Annotated in this window: 18 protein-coding genes; 8 read left to right on the plus strand and 10 right to left on the minus strand. The window is 66.7% G+C overall.

Annotated elements, in window-relative coordinates:
• From TVH25_RS00005 to TVH25_RS00015, 3 genes are all read right to left on the minus strand, one after another.
• A partial coding sequence (locus tag TVH25_RS00005) for an alpha/beta hydrolase (RefSeq protein WP_422423015.1) occupies positions 1-337 on the minus strand: 337 nt, incomplete at its 3' end.
• Positions 334-1,659: a flavin-containing monooxygenase gene (locus tag TVH25_RS00010; RefSeq protein ID WP_296548959.1), complete on the minus strand. Its 1,326-nt coding sequence runs from the start codon at positions 1,657-1,659 to the stop codon at positions 334-336. The genes TVH25_RS00010 and TVH25_RS00005, both read right to left, overlap by 4 nt.
• A gap of 135 nt (positions 1,660-1,794) precedes the next feature.
• The gene (locus TVH25_RS00015) at positions 1,795-2,595 is read right to left on the minus strand and encodes an SDR family NAD(P)-dependent oxidoreductase (RefSeq protein WP_206038789.1); all 801 of its coding nucleotides are present in this window, start codon (positions 2,593-2,595) and stop codon (positions 1,795-1,797) included.
• A gap of 149 nt (positions 2,596-2,744) precedes the next feature.
• Between TVH25_RS00015 and TVH25_RS00020 the strand changes: the two genes are divergently transcribed.
• Together TVH25_RS00020 and ctaD are read left to right on the plus strand one after the other, a co-directional pair.
• A complete protein-coding gene (locus tag TVH25_RS00020) occupies positions 2,745-3,776 on the plus strand; it encodes an LLM class flavin-dependent oxidoreductase (protein ID WP_296548962.1) in 1,032 nt (343 codons plus the stop codon).
• A 121-nt stretch (positions 3,777-3,897) separates the two neighbouring features.
• Positions 3,898-5,652 (plus strand): cytochrome c oxidase subunit I, encoded by a 1,755-nt coding sequence (gene ctaD, locus TVH25_RS00025; RefSeq protein WP_169622682.1) that lies wholly within the window; start codon positions 3,898-3,900, stop codon positions 5,650-5,652.
• 16 nt (positions 5,653-5,668) lie between these two features.
• Here ctaD and TVH25_RS00030 read toward each other — a convergent pair whose 3' ends face one another.
• Positions 5,669-6,328: a TetR/AcrR family transcriptional regulator gene (locus TVH25_RS00030; RefSeq protein ID WP_422423017.1), complete on the minus strand. Its 660-nt coding sequence runs from the start codon at positions 6,326-6,328 to the stop codon at positions 5,669-5,671.
• Positions 6,329-6,503: 175 nt separating this feature from the next.
• Here TVH25_RS00030 and TVH25_RS00035 point away from each other — a divergent pair, with 175 nt between their 5' ends.
• Genes TVH25_RS00035 through TVH25_RS00060 form a run of 6 tightly spaced genes read left to right on the plus strand, consistent with a single transcriptional unit; the run spans position 6,504 to position 13,291 of the window.
• Positions 6,504-7,346, plus strand: coding sequence for an urea amidolyase associated protein UAAP1 (locus TVH25_RS00035; RefSeq protein ID WP_422423018.1), 843 nt, complete (start codon positions 6,504-6,506; stop codon positions 7,344-7,346).
• 1 nt (position 7,347) lies between these two features.
• Positions 7,348-8,004 carry an urea amidolyase associated protein UAAP2 gene (locus TVH25_RS00040; protein WP_422423019.1) on the plus strand — a complete coding sequence of 219 codons (657 nt, stop codon included), beginning with the start codon at positions 7,348-7,350 and terminating at the stop codon, positions 8,002-8,004.
• Positions 8,005-8,011: 7 nt separating this feature from the next.
• Entirely contained in the window at positions 8,012-9,982 is a 1,971-nt protein-coding gene (locus TVH25_RS00045; protein WP_422423020.1) for a 5-oxoprolinase/urea amidolyase family protein, read from the plus strand.
• Entirely contained in the window at positions 9,979-10,755 is a 777-nt protein-coding gene (locus TVH25_RS00050; protein ID WP_422423021.1) for a hypothetical protein, read from the plus strand. Before TVH25_RS00045 ends, TVH25_RS00050 begins: the two co-directional genes overlap by 4 nt.
• Complete coding sequence (locus tag TVH25_RS00055) at positions 10,752-11,783, plus strand: isopenicillin N synthase family dioxygenase (RefSeq protein WP_422423022.1); 1,032 nt, start codon at positions 10,752-10,754, stop codon at positions 11,781-11,783. Before TVH25_RS00050 ends, TVH25_RS00055 begins: the two co-directional genes overlap by 4 nt.
• A 20-nt stretch (positions 11,784-11,803) precedes the next feature.
• Complete coding sequence (locus TVH25_RS00060) at positions 11,804-13,291, plus strand: sodium:solute symporter family protein (protein ID WP_169652668.1); 1,488 nt, start codon at positions 11,804-11,806, stop codon at positions 13,289-13,291.
• 74 nt (positions 13,292-13,365) lie between these two features.
• On the opposite strand, the gene TVH25_RS00065 is transcribed toward TVH25_RS00060, so the two are convergent.
• The 6 genes from TVH25_RS00065 to TVH25_RS00090 form a co-directional block, all read right to left on the minus strand.
• Entirely contained in the window at positions 13,366-13,677 is a 312-nt protein-coding gene (locus TVH25_RS00065) for an antibiotic biosynthesis monooxygenase family protein (RefSeq protein WP_422423024.1), read from the minus strand.
• Positions 13,678-13,794: 117 nt separating this feature from the next.
• Positions 13,795-14,706 (minus strand): hypothetical protein, encoded by a 912-nt coding sequence (locus tag TVH25_RS00070; protein WP_422423025.1) that lies wholly within the window; start codon positions 14,704-14,706, stop codon positions 13,795-13,797.
• A gap of 102 nt (positions 14,707-14,808) precedes the next feature.
• A complete protein-coding gene (locus tag TVH25_RS00075; protein ID WP_422423026.1) occupies positions 14,809-15,579 on the minus strand; it encodes a hypothetical protein in 771 nt (256 codons plus the stop codon).
• Positions 15,580-15,637: 58 nt separating this feature from the next.
• Positions 15,638-15,967, minus strand: a complete 330-nt coding sequence (locus TVH25_RS00080; RefSeq protein ID WP_422423027.1) for a hypothetical protein — start codon at positions 15,965-15,967, stop codon at positions 15,638-15,640.
• 12 nt (positions 15,968-15,979) lie between these two features.
• Entirely contained in the window at positions 15,980-16,564 is a 585-nt protein-coding gene (locus tag TVH25_RS00085; protein ID WP_422423029.1) for a DUF3558 domain-containing protein, read from the minus strand.
• Between the two features lie 160 nt (positions 16,565-16,724).
• Positions 16,725-18,968, minus strand: coding sequence for a glycoside hydrolase family 3 C-terminal domain-containing protein (locus TVH25_RS00090; RefSeq protein ID WP_422423031.1), 2,244 nt, complete (start codon positions 18,966-18,968; stop codon positions 16,725-16,727).
• Between the last annotated feature and the right edge of the window lie 14 nt (positions 18,969-18,982).

Here is an 18,982-nt window from a genome sequence, read left to right on the forward strand (position 1 = left end):
CCGGCCCGCCGCGACCCGGGCCCACCCCGGCGCGGCGCCGCGCCGCGGCGAGCGCGGCGCGGTAATCGGCCAGTTGGCCGTCGAGGTCCACGCGCTGACGGTCGTCCCCGCCGGACGAGCCGAACCCTCGATAGTCGAACGCCACGACGTGCATCCCCGCATCGGCGAAGCGTTCCGCGAACGGGGTGAGTCCGGAGTCCTTCGTTCCTCCGAGTCCGTGCGCCATGATGACGACCGGCGCTCGTCCGGACGCGTCGAGCCGTCCCGGTTTCGCGGGGAAGTGCCAGGCGTCGACATCGGCGTCGCGTGACCGGAACTGCAAGGAGTGGAATGTCATCGGTCGCCTCCGTGGGCACGGGCAAGTCCGGCCGGCAGTTCGTGTGTGCGGATGTCGTGCTCGTACGCGAAATAATCGAGTTGCTGGGTGTGCCGTGGACGATCCAGCATGTGCCCGGTGAATTTCTGCTGGTCCGCGACGATGACCCGTTCCATCTCGTCGTCCGCGGGCAGTGCGTAGCGACCGACGGCATACGCGGCGATCACCCGCGCCTGACATTCGACGAAGGGGAACAGCGTCGGCGTCGCCTGTGCGAAACCGGCGAAGGCGAGGTCGGGGAGTCCCGGTGCGAAGATCCGTTTGTAGAGCGCGATGTGATTGTCCGGCGCACTGAGGAAATCGGGTTCGAAGAACGGGAACGTGATGTTGTAACCGGTCGCGTAGACGGCGATATCGATCTCGGTCGAGCTACCGTCGACGAAATGCACTGTGCGGCCGTCGAACCGCTCGATGTCGGGTTTCGGGGTGATGTCGCCCGACCCCAGACGCAGTGGCAACTCCACCGACTGCGTGGGGTGGGCTTCGAAGAATTTGTGGTTGGGCGACGGGAGACCGTACAACTCCGGCCTGCCGGAGAGCAGGGGTTGCCCCCACTGTGCGAGCTTGCGCTGCCAGGCCAGCGGTACGTAGGGCACCGTCCGGTAGTACTTGTCGGCGGGGCGCCCGGCGATGTACTTGGGAACGATCCACGCACTCGACCGAGTCGAGAGCGTCACCTCCGTCCGAAGCGTTCTCGATGACAGTTCGACGGCGATGTCGGCGGCACTGTTGCCGATGCCGACGACAAGAATGCGCTTGCCCGCGAAATCGAGCGGGGTCTGCGGATCGATGTAGTGGTGGGAGTGCATCGCCACCCCGGTGAAGTCGCCCGGAAATCGGGGGACCCGGGGGTCCCAGTGATGGCCGTTGGCGACAACGAGGAACTCGAACCGCCGGGTGCCGCCGTCTGCCAGGTCGAGTTCCCAGCCCCCTTCGTCCAGGCGCCGGGCGCGGAGCACCTCGTTGCCGAACTCGATGTTGTCGCGGAGGCCGAAGGCGTCGGTATATCCGTCGAGGTAGTCCTTGATCTGGGAGTGGTGAGGAAAATCGGGATACGACGCCGGCATCGGATAGTCCTTGAACGACAACTGATGCTTCGACGTGTCGATGTGCAGCGAACGGTAAGCACTGCTGCGTCCGTTGGGGTTACCGAAGGCCCAGTTCCCGCCCACGCGATCGGACATCTCGAAGCACGTGTAGGGCACGCCGTAGTCGGACAGCATCTTGCTCGTGGTCAGGCCGCTGATTCCCGCGCCGATGACAGCGGTACTCGGTGCCGACATGTATGACCTTCCCCCAACGTCGGGTGAATCCGGAGTGTTCGGTGACGACGGTCACAATGTAGAACACGTTCTCGGGTAGAGCCATGCCTTGTCCGCGCCGCCGGGACCACACCGCCGCACCGGCGTGGATCGCGGTTACTTTCCCGGGTTCGTGGCGTCCGGCAGCGGCGATGCCATCGCGGCGAGGTGCGCGAGTAGATCGGGGTAGCGGCGCGTGTGGGCGCCGCCGTTGAGGTCGATCGTCGCTCCGGTCATCCAGGTCGCCGCATCGGAGGCGACGAACGCGACCACCTCGGCGACCTCCTCAGGACGTCCCGCGCGTCCGAGAGGGGTGTTCTCGAGATAGTCCTCGCGCAGACCGGGCACCAGTGCGACCCCCGCCGTGAGCGGGGTGTCGACCAGTCCCGGGGAGACGGCGTTCACTCGTACTCCTCGTGCACCGAGTTCGAGCGCCGCAACCTCGGTGAGCATGAGGACGCCCGCCTTCGCCGCACAGTACGCAGCCATTCCGGGAGCGGGTTGCCGCCCGTTGAGCGACGCGATCGTGGTGATGCTGCCGCCGTCGCGCACCACGCGCCCCGCATGCTTCATGACCAGAAAAGCACCGGTCAGGCACACGTCGACCGTGGTCTGCCAGTCCTCGAGCGCGAGGTCGGTGATGCGCCCCGGCATCGACACCCCGGCACATTCGACGACCGTGTCCGGAGCGCCTTCGCTCGCCACCACCTCGGCGAAGAGCCTTTCGACGCTGCTCTCGTCGGTGACGTCGGCGGTGCTCGCCCGGGCGCCTGCGCCCAGTTCGCCGGCCCGCGCGCGAGCGGCGGCCCCGTCGATGTCCGCGATCACCACGGTCGCTCCGCGAGTGTGAAGAAGCCGGGCCGTGGCCCAGCCGATTCCCGACGCCCCGCCGATCACCACTGCTGTCCTGCCGTTCATGGACCGATCCTCCTCGAGCCGACACCCGGAACACGCGTACCGAGGAGTCTGGACAGTTGTCCGGTGATTCGGCAAGGTAATCGCCCACAGCGTGAAACGACGACGCTGTGGCTGTTCCGAGTTACGCCGGAGAGAAACGAGTGGCTGCCGTGTCCAGAACCCTGTTCGCGACCCGTTTCGACTTCCGTGCGCCCGATGCGACACCACGAGACCGGCAGGCGCTGTTCGCGCGCGCACTCGAACAGGTCGAGTACGCGGAATCCACCGGGCACGACGTCGTCATGCTTTCCGAACACCACGGTTCGGAGGACGGGTACCTGCCCAGTCCGCTCCCGGTCGCCGCGGCGTTCGCGGCCCGGACCCGCACGATCCCCATCACTGTCTCTGCGCTGATCGTCAATCTTTACGACCCCGTGCGGCTCGCCGAGGACATCGCGGTGATCGACCTGCTGTCCGGTGGCCGGGTGTCGTATGTGTTCGCGCTCGGATATCGCACCGAGGAGTACGCGCTCTATCGCCGACCGTGGACCAGTCGCGGGCAAGACACGGAAAACGCACTCGAACTGGTGCTCGAGGCACTGCGGACCCAGCGAGTGGACCGCGCCGGGCGGGTCGGCGCCGTGACCCCGGCACCCTTGTCCCGCCCGCACCCCGTCGCCTACTACGGCGGTGGCACACCGACCGCTGCGCGCCGGGCGGCGAGGCTCGGCCTCAATTTCCAGCCGCAGATCGCCGACGAAGCGCTACGCGACCTCTACCGCGCGGAGTGCGAGAGGCTCGGGCGCCGGCCCGGGCATGTGATGATGCCCCCGCCCGGACCGGCAACGGTGTTCTGCGCAGCCGATCCGGACGAATTCTGGGCGCGGTACGGGGATCATCTGCTCGCCGACGCCCGGGGCTATGCCGCCTGGCACCAGAGCGGTACGGCGTTGTCGCACGTGTTCGATCGATCCACGACGATCGAAGAACTCCGTGCTGCGGGCACCTATGTCGTGGATACGCCCGACGGCCTGATCCGCCGGTGCCGGGAGGGGATTCTCCCGGTCGTCACCACCCATCCGCTCTGTGCCGGAATGCCGGAAGAACCCTCGTGGGAGAGCATGCGGTTGCTCGGCGAAAAGGTCGTGCCGGCACTACGTGAGGATCGAAAACTAATCACCGAGAACCGCTCCGCGGGATAGGTACACGCCTTACTCTGGGACGCATCTGCTTGCCCCGCAGGCTGACGACGCACGCCGTGGAACGCGTGCAGGTCCGTCTGCATCGTCGAGATCGTCGCCCCGTGCGGCGTGAGGAGGCCCGATGAACGCGGTGATTGCTCCGGTCGAGGCGAAGCGGCCGTATCCCCCTCGACGCAAGCCGAAGGGCGCGGTCATTCGCGACCTGATCACCACGACCGATCCGAAGACGCTCGGGTTGATGTACATCGTCACCTCCTTCGTCTTCTTCCTCATCGGCGGGCTGCTGGCGTTGCTGATGCGCACCGAGCTCGCGCGTCCCGGCTTGCAGTTTCTGTCCAATGAGCAGTACAACCAGCTCTTCACCGTGCACGGCGGAATCATGCTGCTGATGTACGCGACCCCGGTGGTGTTCGGGTTCGCGAACTACATCCTCCCGCTGCAGATCGGCGCCCCCGACGTCGCGTTTCCCCGGCTGAACGCGTTCAGCTACTGGCTCTTCCTGTTCGGCTCGCTCACGGTGGTGTACAGCCTGGTCACCCCTCGGGGTGCCGCCGACTTCGGGTGGACGTCGTACATGCCGCTGGCGTCCGAGGAGCACACGCCGGGTGTCGGCGCGAACCTGTGGTTCCTCGGCCTGGTCATCACGGGTCTCGGCACCATCCTGGGCGCGGTCAACATGATCACCACGGTGGTCTGCATGCGCGCTCCGGGCATGACGATGTTCCGCATGCCCATCTTCACCTGGAACATCTTCATCACGATGATCCTGGTCCTGCTGGTGTTCCCGCTGCTCGCGGCAGCGTTCATGGGGGCGATCGTCGACAGGGTGCTCGGGGGGCACATCTACGATCCCGCGACCGGTGGCGCGATCCTCTGGCAACACCTGTTCTGGTTCTTCGGCCACCCGGAGGTGTATGTCGTCGCGCTGCCGTTCTTCGGCATCGTCTCGGAGATCTTCCCGGTCTTCAGCCGCAAGCCGATCTTCGGCTACAGCGGCCTGGTCTACGCGACGATCGCCATCGCGGCCCTGTCGATCGCCGTGTGGGCACACCACATGTATGCGACCGGCGCGGTGCTGCTGCCTTTCTTCGCGTTCATGACGTTCCTGATCGCCGTCCCGACGGGCGTGAAGTTCTTCAACTGGATCGGCACGATGTGGAGAGGGCAGATCACCTTCGAGACACCGATGCTGTTCGCCGTCGGTTTCATCATCACGTTCCTGTTCGGCGGTCTGTCCGGCATCATCCTGGCGAGCCCGCCGCTCGACTTCCACCTGCACGACTCGTACTTCGTCGTGGCGCACTTCCACTACGTGCTCTTCGGCACCATCGTGTTCGCGACGTACGCCGGCATCTACTTCTGGTTCCCGAAGATGACCGGGCGGATGCTCGACGAACGCCTCGGCAAGTGGCACTTCTGGCTGACCTTCATCGGCTTCCACACCACCTTCCTGGTGCAGCACTGGCTCGGTAACGAGGGCATGCCGCGTCGCTACGCGGATTATCTGCCCTCGGACGGGTTCACCACGCTCAACACGGTCTCGACGGTCGGTGCCTTCATAGTGGGTGCCTCTACGCTGCCGTTCGTGTGGAACGTGTTCAGGAGCTACCGCTACGGCCAGGTCGTCACGGTCGACGACCCGTGGGGCTTCGGTAACTCGCTCGAGTGGGCAACGAGTTGCCCGCCGCCGCGGCACAACTTCACCGAACTACCGCGGATCCGGTCGGAGCGCCCCGCGTTCGAACTGCACTACCCGCACATGTCCGAGAAGATGCGCACCGAGGCGCACGTCGGGCCGGGCAGCAACAAGCGCGAGGTCAACGTGCTCGAAGGGGCCAACCGTTCCCCGTCGGACAGCACCGACGAAAACCGGTGACCCGGCCTCCCGTGCCTCAGCGGCCGGGAGACAGATCGGGGACCCCGATCACGAGAGCACGTGCGCGCCGCTTCACAGCGGCGGTCTCGCTCACGCCGAGAACGTCGAGCGACGCGGTCGCGAGCATTTCGGGGAGCTTGGCGTCGACTCGTTCGTCGTCGGCGCGGATCGCGATGGCCGACTCGACGAGCCGGAACGGTAGGCCCGCCCGGGGATCGTTCTCCCCGACGATCTCGGCCGCTAGATCCCGATAACGAACCGCCAGCTGCTCCCGCTCTGCCCGGAAACGCCCGAACTGCTCGGTGCGCACCTCGGGCAGCAGATACAGCGCACCGAGATTCCATCTGCCCGCGCACAACTGCGCGGTGTCGAACCAGGCCAGTGCGCACAACCGCACCGCCGCGGGGTGATTGTCATCCAGGCCCGCGTCGAATTCGATCGTGGGCTCGACGGTGTCCTCCAGCAGTGCGACGAGGATGTCGTTCTTCGTCGCGAAATGGTTGTAGAGCGACGCCTGACGGATGCCCACCGCGTCGGCGATAAGCCGGGTCGATGTCGACGCGAACCCCCGGGTGGTGAAGAGTTCGGCTGCGGCATCGAGGATTTCGGCACGCGCGGTGGCGCCGGGGCGACGTGGTTCTCGTAGCCGGGGACGGCCCGGTCCTGCGTGGGTCACTCCTTCACCATGGCACAACGGTCGTGTGCGCCGCGCGGTCGTGTCCGGCCGTGAGAACTCCGAAATCCGGACGAAACATGGGTCACGGAGTTGTTACGCCGCGGCAATTCCCCGAATATGCGCGCTCGGAAAACTGTCGAGTGACAGTTTCCCCGAGCGCCACGATCGGAGCACCATGACCGAGACCCTCGCGACGGCCACCACCCACGCCGCCCGCGCCCACGCACGGGCACAGTCGGGCATCGTCACCGACGGCATGCCCACCGTTCCGGCGTCCGCGTGGCCGGCCGCACCGACCGGACGCGCCGCCTCACTCGTCTGGGCCGAGACCGTGCCCGGTGGCCGCTACACGAGCAAGGTGCTTGCCCGGGGAACTCGCCTGCGACTCCGCGACATCCACGGTGCGGCCTGCGCGAACCTCCTGTTGTTCCGCGCCGACGCCCCGCACGAGCGGCTCAACGTCGCCGACACGCTGAAAGTGCCGTGGCAGGCGTATCTGGGAACCGGCCATCCGCTGCTGTCGGATCAGGGCCGGGTGCTCGCCACGATCGTCGCCGATACCTCCGGCCGCCACGACGCGCTGTGCGGCACCACGCACCTCGCGGGAAACACCGCGAAATACGGAGCGGGAGAGTTGCACTCGGAAGCTCCCGCCGGACGGGAACTCTTCACCGTCGCCGCCGCGAAACACGATCTCGCCCCGCGCGACCTGCCCCCGTCGCTGTCGTTCTTCCACGGCGTGCACGTCGAGGACGACGGCACGCTGACGAGCACCGGCTCGGCGGGGCCCGACACCTACGTCGAATTGATTCTCCACCTGCCGGTGATCGTGCTGCTCGCCAACACCGCGCACCCGCTGGACCCGGCAGAGGACTTCCCGACCAGCACACTCGAAATCCTCGCGTGGCGTGCACCCGCCGACCTCGACTCGCTCCCCGCTACCGATCCCGAATACCAGCGCGCCGTGCTCAACACCGAAGACGCCTGGGCTGCCGCTGCTTCCGGAATGGAGAACTGACATGACCGCCACGCTCGACTCCACGGACCTCGCCCTCGTTCCCGGCCGCGTCCTGCTCGACGAGGTCGTCGGGGTCCGCGGACCCTGGTCCACCGTCGTCGCCGCGGGCGACGTGCTCACCATCGTCGATCTCCACGGCAACCAGGCCGTCGACACCCTCGTCTACGACGCACACGACCACACCGCCCGCTACAGCGCCGCAGCCACCGTCGCAGGGCAGGGAAACCTGTTCCTGACCACGGGGTCGGTACTGCGCGACGCGGACGGCGGACCGCTGATGACACTCGTCGCGGACGAGGTGGGCATCCACGACACGGTCGGCGGCGCGTGTTCGCAGGAATCGAACACCCTGCGCTACGGGCATCACACCAAGCACCAGCATGCATGCGTCGAGAACTTCCTCATCGAAGGCGCGAAATGGGGCCTCGGCAAGCGTGACCTCGTCTCCAACATCAACTTCTTCATGAACGTGCCCGTCGAGGCCGACGGCACGCTCGGCATCGTCGACGGTCTGTCGGCTCCCGGCAAGCGCCTCGCGATCCGGGCCGAACGCGACGTGCTCGTCCTCGTGTCGAACTGCCCCCAGATCAACAACCCCTGCAACGGTTTCGATCCGACTCCGGTGCGGATGATCGTCACCCGGCCGAGGGGGGCATGAGACGCCCATGACCACCAAGATCACGGTCGAACGACCGGGAATGCTCACCACCGTCCAGGACTACCCGGGCCGCACCGGCTACTGGCAGGTCGGAGTCCCTCCGTCGGGGCCGATGGACGACCTGTCGTTCCGGCTCGGCAACGTCGCGCTCGGAAACCCCGAGGGCGCCCCCGGCCTCGAGACCACCATGGCCGGCCCGGCACTCCGCTTCACCGAAGCCACCGAGGTCTGCGTGACCGGAGCGCCCGTCACGGTGCGCGTCGATGGCACCCCCGTCCCGCAGTGGCGGCCCGTCGTCGTCCCCGAGGGCGGCCTGCTCGACGTCGGGACCGTGACCGGCCCCGGACTCCGCGCCTACATTCTCGTACGCGGCGGGCTCGACGTACCCGAGTTCCTGGGCAGCGCCTCGACATTCACCCTCGGCACGTTCGGTGGACACGAAGGCCGCACGCTCCGCGACGGTGATGTGCTCGTCGTCGGCGACGTCACCGAGGGGTCTTGCTCCGCGGTGCCCTCCGAGCACGTGCCCGCGTTGAGCAGCCACTGGGAGATCGCGGTGACCGAAGGGCCGCACGGAGCGCCCGAATTCTTTACACGCGACGACATCGATGCGCTCTACGCCACCGAATACGAGGTGCACTTCAACTCCGACCGCACCGGCGTTCGGCTCATCGGCCCGAAGCCGCAGTGGGCGCGCGCCGACGGCGGGGAAGCGGGCCTGCACCCGTCCAACATCCACGACAACGCCTACTCGATCGGCGCACTCGACTTCACCGGTGACACTCCGATTCTGCTCGGTCCGGACGGACCGAGCCTCGGCGGCTTCGTGTGCCCGGTCACGGTCGTCGCCGCGGACCGCTGGAAGCTGGGGCAACTCGCCCCGGGCAACACCATCCGTTTCGTGCCCGTGCGGTCGGAGCACGCGGCGTCACGCCGCGACCTCGGCGTTGCGCGACGCGCGGGCCTCTCGCTCGTGTCGTCGGCCGGCGGAGACGGCGACGACGGCGTGCTCGCGCGCCGCGACGGCAACACCGCCGTCACCTACCGGCGCAGCGGAGACGACAACGTGCTCGTCGAATACGGCGACATGACACTGGATCTGGCGCTGCGTGCCCGCGTCCACGCGCTGCACCAGCGTCTCGAAGGGGAGCGTCCGTCCGGCCTTCTCGAACTGACTCCTGGCATCCGGTCCCTCCAGGTCAAGGTGGATCCCGACGTGCTGCCCGTCCCGAAGCTTCTGGGTCTGCTCGCCGAAGCCGAGGATGCCATCGGTGACAGCGACGAACTCGAAGTGCCGAGCCGGCAGGTGCGCCTGCCGCTGTCGTGGGACGACCCCGCGACGCGGGAGGCCATCCAGCGCTACATGCACGGCGTGCGCGCCGACGCACCGTGGTGCCCGTGGAACATCGAGTTCATCCGCCGGATGAACGGCCTCGACACGGTTGCCGACGTGTTCGACACCGTCTTCGCTGCCGACTACATGGTGCTCGGTCTCGGTGACGTCTACCTCGGAGCGCCGGTAGCCACGCCGCTCGACCCCCGGCACCGTCTCGTCACCACCAAGTACAACCCCGCCCGCACGTGGACACCGGAGAACGCGGTCGGCATCGGCGGCGCCTACCTGTGCATCTACGGCATGGAAGGACCCGGCGGGTACCAGTTCGTCGGCCGGACCACCCAGGTGTGGAACCACCGGCACCCGCAACCCGCGGGCGCGTTCGAGAACGGCACCCCGTGGCTGCTCAGGTTCTTCGACCGTATCTCGTGGTACCCGGTCGACCCCGAGGAACTCCTCGATCTGCGGGCCGACCTCGCGGCCGGCCGAGGCGGAGGCGTGGACATCACCGACGGTACGTTCTCCCTCGCGCAACACCGCGAATTCCTCTCGGAGAACACCGAATCGATCGAGTCCTTTCAGGCGGTCCAGTCCGTTGCCTTCGCGCAGGAACGGGCGCGCTGGGAAGCAGGCGGAGCATGAGTGCCGTCGACACCCTCACGATTTCGGGCACCCGCTTCGAGCGCACCTTGCTGGCGCGCCCGGGCGCGGCGCCCGACACCACCAGCCGGGTCGTCTGGCTGCAGGGTGCGAGCCTGTACTGCGATCTGCGTCGGCCCGCGGCGGAAGTCCCGGTGCAGGCCCGGTCGCTGGGTGTGACGAGCATCGACGACCTGCTCGTCCTGGCAACCCAGGACGGGTTCGCGGGGCGTCTGCTCTCCCACGGCGGGCATGTGGAATGGACCCGCACGGTGGCGGTCCACCCACCCGGCCCGCATCCGGACGCGGGCAGTCTGGAACTGCTCGACGCCACGACCGTGGCCGAGCACGGTGTCTTCGAGGACTACCTCGAGCACTGGCGGATCAGCGCCACGTCGTCGAGCATCGACGAATACCTGCTCGAAGACATCGAGACCGGTGCTCCCGGCATCCTGATCCGCGTCGGCGAAGACTTCGCCTTCGCCCGCGGCCGAACCCGTCCGATCGACGGGGCGCCCCTGCACGAGCAGATCCGGGGCGCCGGCACGCTGTCGGCGGCCCGGGAACTGATGAACTGTGAAATATCTTTCGGGAGTACCGGACTCGGGGAGTGGCGTATTACCGCCTCCACGCTCCCGTTCCGGGTCGGCGACATGCTCGACCCCGTGCCGGGCGAAATCCTGTCGACGTCCGACATCGACGTCGACGGCCGTCCGGTCATGCGCCGCTGGCGCCGACTCGATCTTCCCGAGACAGAACAGAAAGGCATGGCGTGACGTTCACCAGCATTCCGACCATCGACGTCACAGGACTCGTCACCGGCGATCCGGTGCACCGCGGCGCCGTTATCGCCGAATTGGGTCGTGCTGCACGAGAAATAGGGTTCGCGCAGATCGTCGGACACGGCATCGACCCCGCGTCGTTCGCGGCGGTGCAGCGTGCCGCCGAGCGGTTCTTCGCGCAACCGGACGATGTGAAAATGAAGGTGTACATCGGTAATTCGACCAACCACAGGGGATACGTCCCCGCCGGTGAGGAAGTGTTCGCGGGTGCGACTCCCGACCACAAGGAAGCCTACGACCTGTCGATAGACCTCCCGTCCGATCACCCGGACTATCTGGCAGGTAACCCCCTGCTCGGTCCCAACCAATGGCCCGAACTGGACGACTTCGCCGAACCCGTCTCCACCTACTACGACGCGGTCTTCTCGCTGGGACGACTGTTGTTGCGCGCCTTCGCCGAAGCACTCGGAGAACCCGCGGACCTCTTCGACAAGCACGTGAGCACCCCGCCCGCCCAGCTGCGGTTGATCCACTACCCGCACGACCCCAGCGCCGCAGACCGTCCCGGCATCGGCGCCCACACCGACTACGAGGTGTTCACGCTGCTCCGGCCCACCGCCCCCGGACTCGAGGTCGTCAACGCAGACGGAACGTGGATCGACGTTCCCTACGCCGACGATGCGTTCGTGCTGAATATCGGTGACCTGCTGGAGATCTGGACCAACGGAGAGTTTACGGCGACGTCACATCGGGTGCGTAAGGTATCGCACGAGCGTTATTCGTTCCCGTTGTTCTTCAACGTCGACTACAACACGTGGGTCGAGCCGTTGCCTCAGTTCGTCACCACAGGCGGACCGCGATACGACGGTGTGCGGGCAGGCGACCACCTGTTCGCGCAAACCGCGCAGAGCTTCACCTACCTGCAGCGCCGACTCGCCTCGGGCGAGATCACCCTTCCCGACAACGCACGACCCCTCTACTCGCTCGGACGCGAAGCTCAACGCAGCGCTCCTGCCGTCTGACCTCCTCATCTGGAGTTGCCATGATCATCACCGGTGTTGCCGTATGCCTCGTCGTTCTTCTCGGCGCAGGCTTCTATTCCACCCGTAAGGTCCGGGGCGATACGGGGAACTTCCTCCTGGCAGGACGATCCCTCGGGGCGCCGATCCTCGCGGTGCTGCTCATGTCCCAGGTCATCGACTCCAACGCGACACTGGGCAGCGCGGATCTTGCTGCCGGGTTCGGGTTCTGGGCCGGTGCCGCGATGCCGCTGGGCGTCGCGCTGAGCGTGCTGCTCGTCGGGCTGTTCTTCGCGAAGAAGCTGAGGGCTACCGGTGTCGTGACCCTGCCCGAGTACTTCGCGCAGCGTTTCGGGCGCGGCACCGAGATCACCGCCTCCGTCCTGACGGTCGGAAGCTTCGGCATCCTCCTCGCCGGCAACCTCGTCGCGCTCGGATACCTTCTCGAATACTTCGTGGGGCTCGACTACACCGTCGCAGTGCTGGTTCTGATCCCGTTCGTTCTGGCTTACACGATGGCCGGCGGAATGTTCGCAAGCGTCTACACCGGTGTCGTGCAGTTCGCGGTCATGGCGGTCGGCATCGTCTGCCTGCTGGGATGGGTGGCGTTCGGTCCCGGATTCTCGGCTCCGGAGGGGCTCGGCATCGGCGGTCTCGGGCAGCTCACCGATCCGGCGCAGGGTGCCGCGATCAATTGGGCAACGCTGATCGCACTCGGCCTCGGCAACATCGTCGCGATCGACCTGATGCAGCGGGTGTTCTCGGCGAAGAGCCCGCACGCCGCCCAGCGGGCCTGCTTCTCGGCGGCTACCGGCATCCTCGTCCTCTGCGTACCGCTCTCGTTCGTCGCACTTGCGGCAATCTCCATCGTCGGGGACAGCGCCGTGGACGGCCCGATCCTGTACGTGCTGCTCGGCGAGTACGCCCCGAAGTGGCTGTCGATCCTGGTGCTGTCCGGACTCGTGACGGCCTCGCTCACCACCATCAGCGGCGTCCTGCTCTCCACCGCAACTGTCCTGGTACGCAACCTCTTCCGCGTCGGCGGCGAACACGCCGCCATGTCCTCGGACGTCATGCGGGCCACCCGGCTGTGCATGCTGCCCATGGCGGCGTTCGGAGCGCTGGTCGCCCTGCGCGTTCCGCAGACCGGCATCCTGCTCACCCTGACCTTCGACCTGCTGCTGGCGTCGCTCGTGGTGCCGTTCATCCTCGGGCTGTTCTGGAAGCGGGGTGACGGCCGGGCCGTCGCCGCGGCAGCGATCTGCGGCATCGGCGTGCGCGTCGGCTTCTTCGTACTCACCCCGACGATCTACGGCGTCGACAACACCCTGTTCTACATCCCGAACGACCTCGTCACCGCAGCCGCCGACGGCTGGACAACCTTCCTCGGGGCGATCGTGGCGCTCGTCGCCTACGTGACGGTTGCACTGGTCACCCGGCCTGCGACGAAGCCGCAGCCGCCGGTGGTCGTGCCGGTCGTGGCGCCCGAACGGCAGCCCGTCGCGGTGTAGGGCGTCCCGACAGCAGAAGACGGCGCCATCGGAGAAGTTCTCCGGTGGCGCCGTCGCATGTAAGAGGGTGTCTGCTACTTCTCGAAGACGATGTCCTCGACGAGCGTGTGCTGCTCGACGGCGGACGGCGCCTGCATGCCCGGTGCCTGATCGTCGGAGTGCGCGGCCTTGAACGAATCGGAACGCAGCCAGGCGAGGAAGTCGTCCTTCGAGTCGAACTCCATCGTGGACAGGTAGGTGAGGCCCTCGGCTGCGGGACGGAGAAGCGTCGTGCGGTTGAGGCCGGGAACGCCGTCGAGGGTCTCGCGCATGCTGTCGACGAAGACCTTCTCGAATGCCTCTGCCGTCTCGGCGGGAACCTCGATGCGGTTGGTGATGACGTACACGATGGGGCCTTTCTCGACGGGGCAGGGCTTCTCCGGGAATCATACGCCGCAGGTGAACTGGGGTATTTGCGCGGTAAGTGGGGATCGGCTCCCGGAACAGCGTGCGCAACTCTCCACTCACCGCGCGGCTGCGGCATTCCGGGAGCGTGCACGGGTGACTGCGCGTGCGAACCGGCCCGCGACCACCTCGAACCGCTCCAGCTCTGCCCAGTTCCAGCGGACTACTTCCAGCCCCAGGTCGCGCAACGCGTCTTCACGACGTTTCTCGGCGAGGAGGTCACGACGGTCGCGGTATTTGATGCTGCCGTCGAACTCGCCGACGATGCCGAGGCCGTCCCAGAAGAAGTCGAGGCGGTACCGTCGGCCGTCGCGCACGACCACCTCGCGTTGCAGATCCGGTGCGGGTAACCCGGACTCTCGCATACGGATCCGCGACAGCGATTCACCGACGCTCTCGCTTCTCCCGTCCAGAAAATCCAGAACCGACGCCGCGGCAGTCGTACCGGTGCGGTGTCGTGCCCGCGCCAGTACCGGGGCCAACTGCCGGCGTGTGTTCGGGTGAAGGCGTAGAGCGGAGTCTCCGATTGCCACCGCCTCGTCGCGCGGCAGCGTGCGGGCGAGATCGACGACCGTCCTGGCGACCGACGTGACGGCGACTCCGTGGATCTCCACGAGATCGTCGTCACCGAACCTCGTGCGGTGCGCGTGCAGGTGTGGCGTGATTCGCCCGTGTCGCCCGGGACGCGAGATGTGCAAGCGGGTCAGCGGCACCTTCCAGATGTCGAGACGATGGAGAACCGCCGCGGACACATGGCTGATCGCTTCACCCGGCTCGAGACGCGAACCGACGTGGCGCGCGTGTACGCGATGGCGCCCCGCCTCGTCGAGCGCGTCGTACTGGGTCCGCCGCAGGTAGACACCGCGGGCAAGCGGGACGAGTGTGCCCGCGCGCAGCGCGTGTCGTATGTCGTTGTCCGACGTCCCGGCTGTCGTGAGCGACGTCCTCGTCAGCACTTCCGGCTCGTCCATGCAGCGGATCGTGCCCGACCCGGTCACGGGTCCGGGCGTTCGAAGGCAACGTACCGGCGCCCTTGTGGACAAACGCCGTGTCTGCGGACAAGTACGCGCGGATCAGAACAGGCGCGGAGTCGCGTGGGATCCGTCCCGGGCTTCGACGACGCGCGCATGCCACCGATCGACGAGCCACATCTCGACCAGCTCCGGTCGCGTGGCCATGAGACCGGCCCACGTGTTGATCAGTTCGACGTACCGGTGATAGCGACGCACAGTGAAGTCTGCGACCGACGGGTCCTCGAGCCATCCCTCGTGCACGAGCGTCGACACGCCGTACTGGTCCAGCATCTGCGCGGGACCGGTGTCCGTGCGCGCCTCCACCGCCCACAGGTAGGACGCCATCAACGGCACACCCACTCCCGGAGTGTCGGGCCATCCCGACCAGGTCTGACGAGAGGTGTCGGGCAGCCCTTTCGTCTTGGCGCAATAGTCGAGGACACCTTTGATCTTCGCGAACGGGTGGCGACCCGCGGGGGTACGTACGTCGCGGACGTCGGGGAACCGGCGCACCGCTTTTCGTCGTGGATGCGCGCTGCGCCATGCCGCACACAGGAACAACAGACCGAGACCCTCGTGGTCGGCATCGATCAGATCGCTACCCAGCCGAAGGTCGTTGCGCTGCACCACCGCAGTGCCGGTGGTGACGATGCGGCCGTCGAGGTTTCGTCCGCGCAACCTGATCTCGTGTCCCGCGTCCTCGAGATGATCGTTCCACCACTGCAGATCAACCGTCACGCCGTCGTCGAGCACCTGGAGGTCGAAGGGCCGTGCCCGGCACCACTCGGCACAGGCCTTCGGAGGCTCGAATCCTTCGTCGTACGGATGCATTCTCGTGAGCCTGCCACGGGCACTCGATGTTCCGTGCCCGACACACGCGGCGGCATCATTACAGCTCGGTTTCCATCTCCCGGAGTTGTCGTGCCCAGTCGAACTCGGCCTCGAGAAATGCTTCCCCTCCCGAAGCGAAAGCGTCGCGCAGGTCGGTAAGGGTGGCAATGAATTGGTCGATGCGCTCGCGTGCGGATTCCGGGGTTCCGGCGGCCTTGCGGGCGTAGCCGTCGGCGAGTTGTCGGGCGGACTCGAGGTCGCCGAAACCGTCGGTCCGTGTGAGCCGCTCCGACTTAGCCCCCGCGGCCTTCAGCTCCGCGAGCATCGTGTTGCAAATTGCGACAAGTTCGTCGACGACCTGCGGATCAAGCCTTGTGTATTCGGCCATTATGTCGCCTTCTTACTTCTCGATGAGAGGTTCGATTGCCACGACGAACTCTGCGAAACCCGCGCACCACTCGTGTTGGGGAACGGCCCGACTGTGGTCTGCGTGGTAGATGCGGCTTAGTATCACGATTCCGAAGCTCGACTGAACGACGTAGGCGCACGAACCCTTCAGGCTCGGGTCGATCTCCTGAAGCGCTCGTCGCCCGTTGACTGTCGTCTCGATAGCCACGTGCCCGTTCTTCGCGAGTTCTTCCTCGAGGGTGACATTGCCCGAAAGGATGATGAGGCTGTAACTGCTGAGAACACCAGGAATGTGGAGTGTCCCTCTGTAGTCGCAGCCCAGAAAGCTGTAGGTGCCCATCGGCATCTCAATCGGTCCCTTGCTCCTGGGATCGAAATCCGAAGACGCGAGTAAATCGTCCGGAATATCCAGACACGGGTCGAACGTGATCTGCGGGCGACCCGAGTCGTCCACGACCCGCGGCGTCCTCGTCGTCGAGGTCGGCGTTTCGACAGCTTCCGGCTCGCTCGGCGTCGCCGCGCCTGACGCGCATCCCACCGCCGTCACCACGACAGCCAGCGATGCGACCGCTCGCACGACACGATTCCGCCCACCCACGCGACCCCCCGATCCGCTGATTGCCGCAGACGCTAGCACAGGGAACGCAGAACCGTATCGCCGCGATCTGCGCGCTCAATCGGGATCTACTCACGCAATAGCGTTGGCAGATAACAATTCACCGCGCAAATTCGCAGGATTACCCGTTGGCGGCATCGAGCAGGCGCTGAATCTCGTCCTCGCCGATTCCGAAATCGCCGAAGCTGAGAATCCGGCCGATGGGCATCGACGCTGCCATGGCGAGGACCGCAGGATCGAGAGCCGGAGCCTGCCGGTCTCCCGACGCCACGAAGATCGTCGAGAGCGCTTCGGCGGCAGCAGGGTTGGCCAGAACTTCACCGATCGACGACTCCAACGTCAACGGCACGTTCACGGCATCGCCGGCGACTTCCGCAGTCGCCGTGACCCGGATATCGCGGCTCGACGCGCCGACCTCCACGGTGTACAGGCCGCCCTCCACCACCCACGCATCGACACGGGGGTCCCAGTATGCGAGGTCCGATCGGCGAACCGCGATTCGGACCTCCCGCGACTCGCCGGGTTCGAGGAATACCTTCGCAAATCCCTTCAACTCGCGGGGTGCCCGCGACACGGCGGACGACGGCAGCGAGACGTACACCTGCACGACTTCAGACCCGGCGCGGTCTCCGATGTTGGTCACCGTGACGGTCACGGCCAGATCGTCGCCAGCGGTCACGGCCGCGGCGCCGTACTCGAAGGTCGTGTACGACAAGCCATGTCCGAACGGGAACGACACATCTTGGCGTCGTGCATCGAAGCCGCGATAGCCGACGAACAATCCTTCCCCGTAGCGGACGTGCCCGTGCTCGCCCGGGAAGTTCGTGAACGACTGAGTGTCCTCGAGCCTGAGCGGGATCGTTTCGGCGAGACGCCCGGACGGGTTGACGATGCCGAACAGCACGTCGGCCAGCGCGCCGCCCCCCGCTTGTCCGAGCAGGAACCCTTCGACGATCCCGGGTACCTTATGCGCGAAGCCGGAGACCCGCACGACACCTCCGTTGGAGAGCACGACCACCGTGTCGGGGTTCGCCGCGACCACGTCGTCGAGCAGTCGTCGTTGCTCGGACGGGAGTTCGAGATCGGTGCGGTCGAAGCCTTCCGATTCGAGTTCGGAGGGGAGTCCGAGGAACAGCACAGCCACCTCGGCGCCGGCAGCGGCGTCGACGGCAGCCGTGCGGAGTGCGTCGTCGGCGGTACCGTCGAGCAAGTACCCCGCAGCAAAAGCGACATTCCCGGACGCGAGTGCGTTGATCTCGTCGAGCGGTGTGTCGATCCGGGTGGGATTGATCCGCGACGATCCCGCTCCCTGATACCTGGGAGTGCGGGCGAGTTCGCCGATCACCGCGACGTCGACGTCGAGAGGGAGTGGAAGCAGGGCGCGCTCGTTCTGCAGGAGCACGACGCTCGCTGCCGCAGCTTCCCGTGCGAGGGCATGGTGGTCGTCGGCGTTGTAGGTCGCGTCGGCGTCGGCGCGCGAGGCGACGCGGCCGACGAGGTCGACGACCCGCGCTGCTGCCGTGTCGAGCACCGTTTCGTCCAGCGCGCCCGACCGCACCGCGTCGACGATCTCCTGATCCGTGCGACCTCCGCTCGACGGCATCTCGAGGTCGAGGCCCGCTGCCACCGCAGCGACCCGATCGGCGACGGCGCCCCAGTCACTGACGACAAGACCGTCGAATCCCCACTCACCTCGCAGCACGTCGGTGAGCAGCCACGGATTCTGCGACGAGTAGACCCCGTTGATGCGGTTGTACGAGCACATCACCGTCCAGGGACGTGCATCCTCGACGACGCGCTGGAAAGCGCGCAGGTAGATCTCCCGTAAAGGTCGCGGGTCGACGTCCGCCGACACCCGCATCCGGTCTGTTTCCTGGTTGTTCGCCGCGAAGTGCTTCAGCGACGCACCGGCACCCTGCGACTGGATGCCCCGAACCAGCGCGGTGCCGAGGATGCCGGCGAGCAACGGATCCTCCGACAAATATTCGAAGTTCCGTCCGCACAGCGGCGAACGCTTGATGTTGATCCCCGGACCGAGGAGGACACCGACCTGCTCGGCGCGGGCTTCCGAGCCGAGCGCAACGCCGACGCGTTCCAGAAGGGCCGCGTCGAACGAGCAACCGAGCGCGACGGCGGGGGGAAAGCAGGTCGCCGGTATCGAGTCGGCGAGCCCGAGATGGTCGCCGCCCTCGGACTGCTTGCGGACGCCGTGCGGCCCGTCTGTGAGCATGATCGACGGAATGCCCAACCGGGTAAGCGGTTTGGTGAACCAGAAGTTCAGCCCGCTGGTCAAGCCCGCCTTCTCTTCGAGGGTTGCTCCGGCGACGATGTCGGCGGGGGAGCGGTTGTGTGCGTCCTCGGTCATCGGGCTCCTTCGGC

It is taken from the genome of Rhodococcus sp. 7Tela_A2 (assembly GCF_049311045.1).
Classification (GTDB): domain Bacteria; phylum Actinomycetota; class Actinomycetes; order Mycobacteriales; family Mycobacteriaceae; genus Rhodococcus.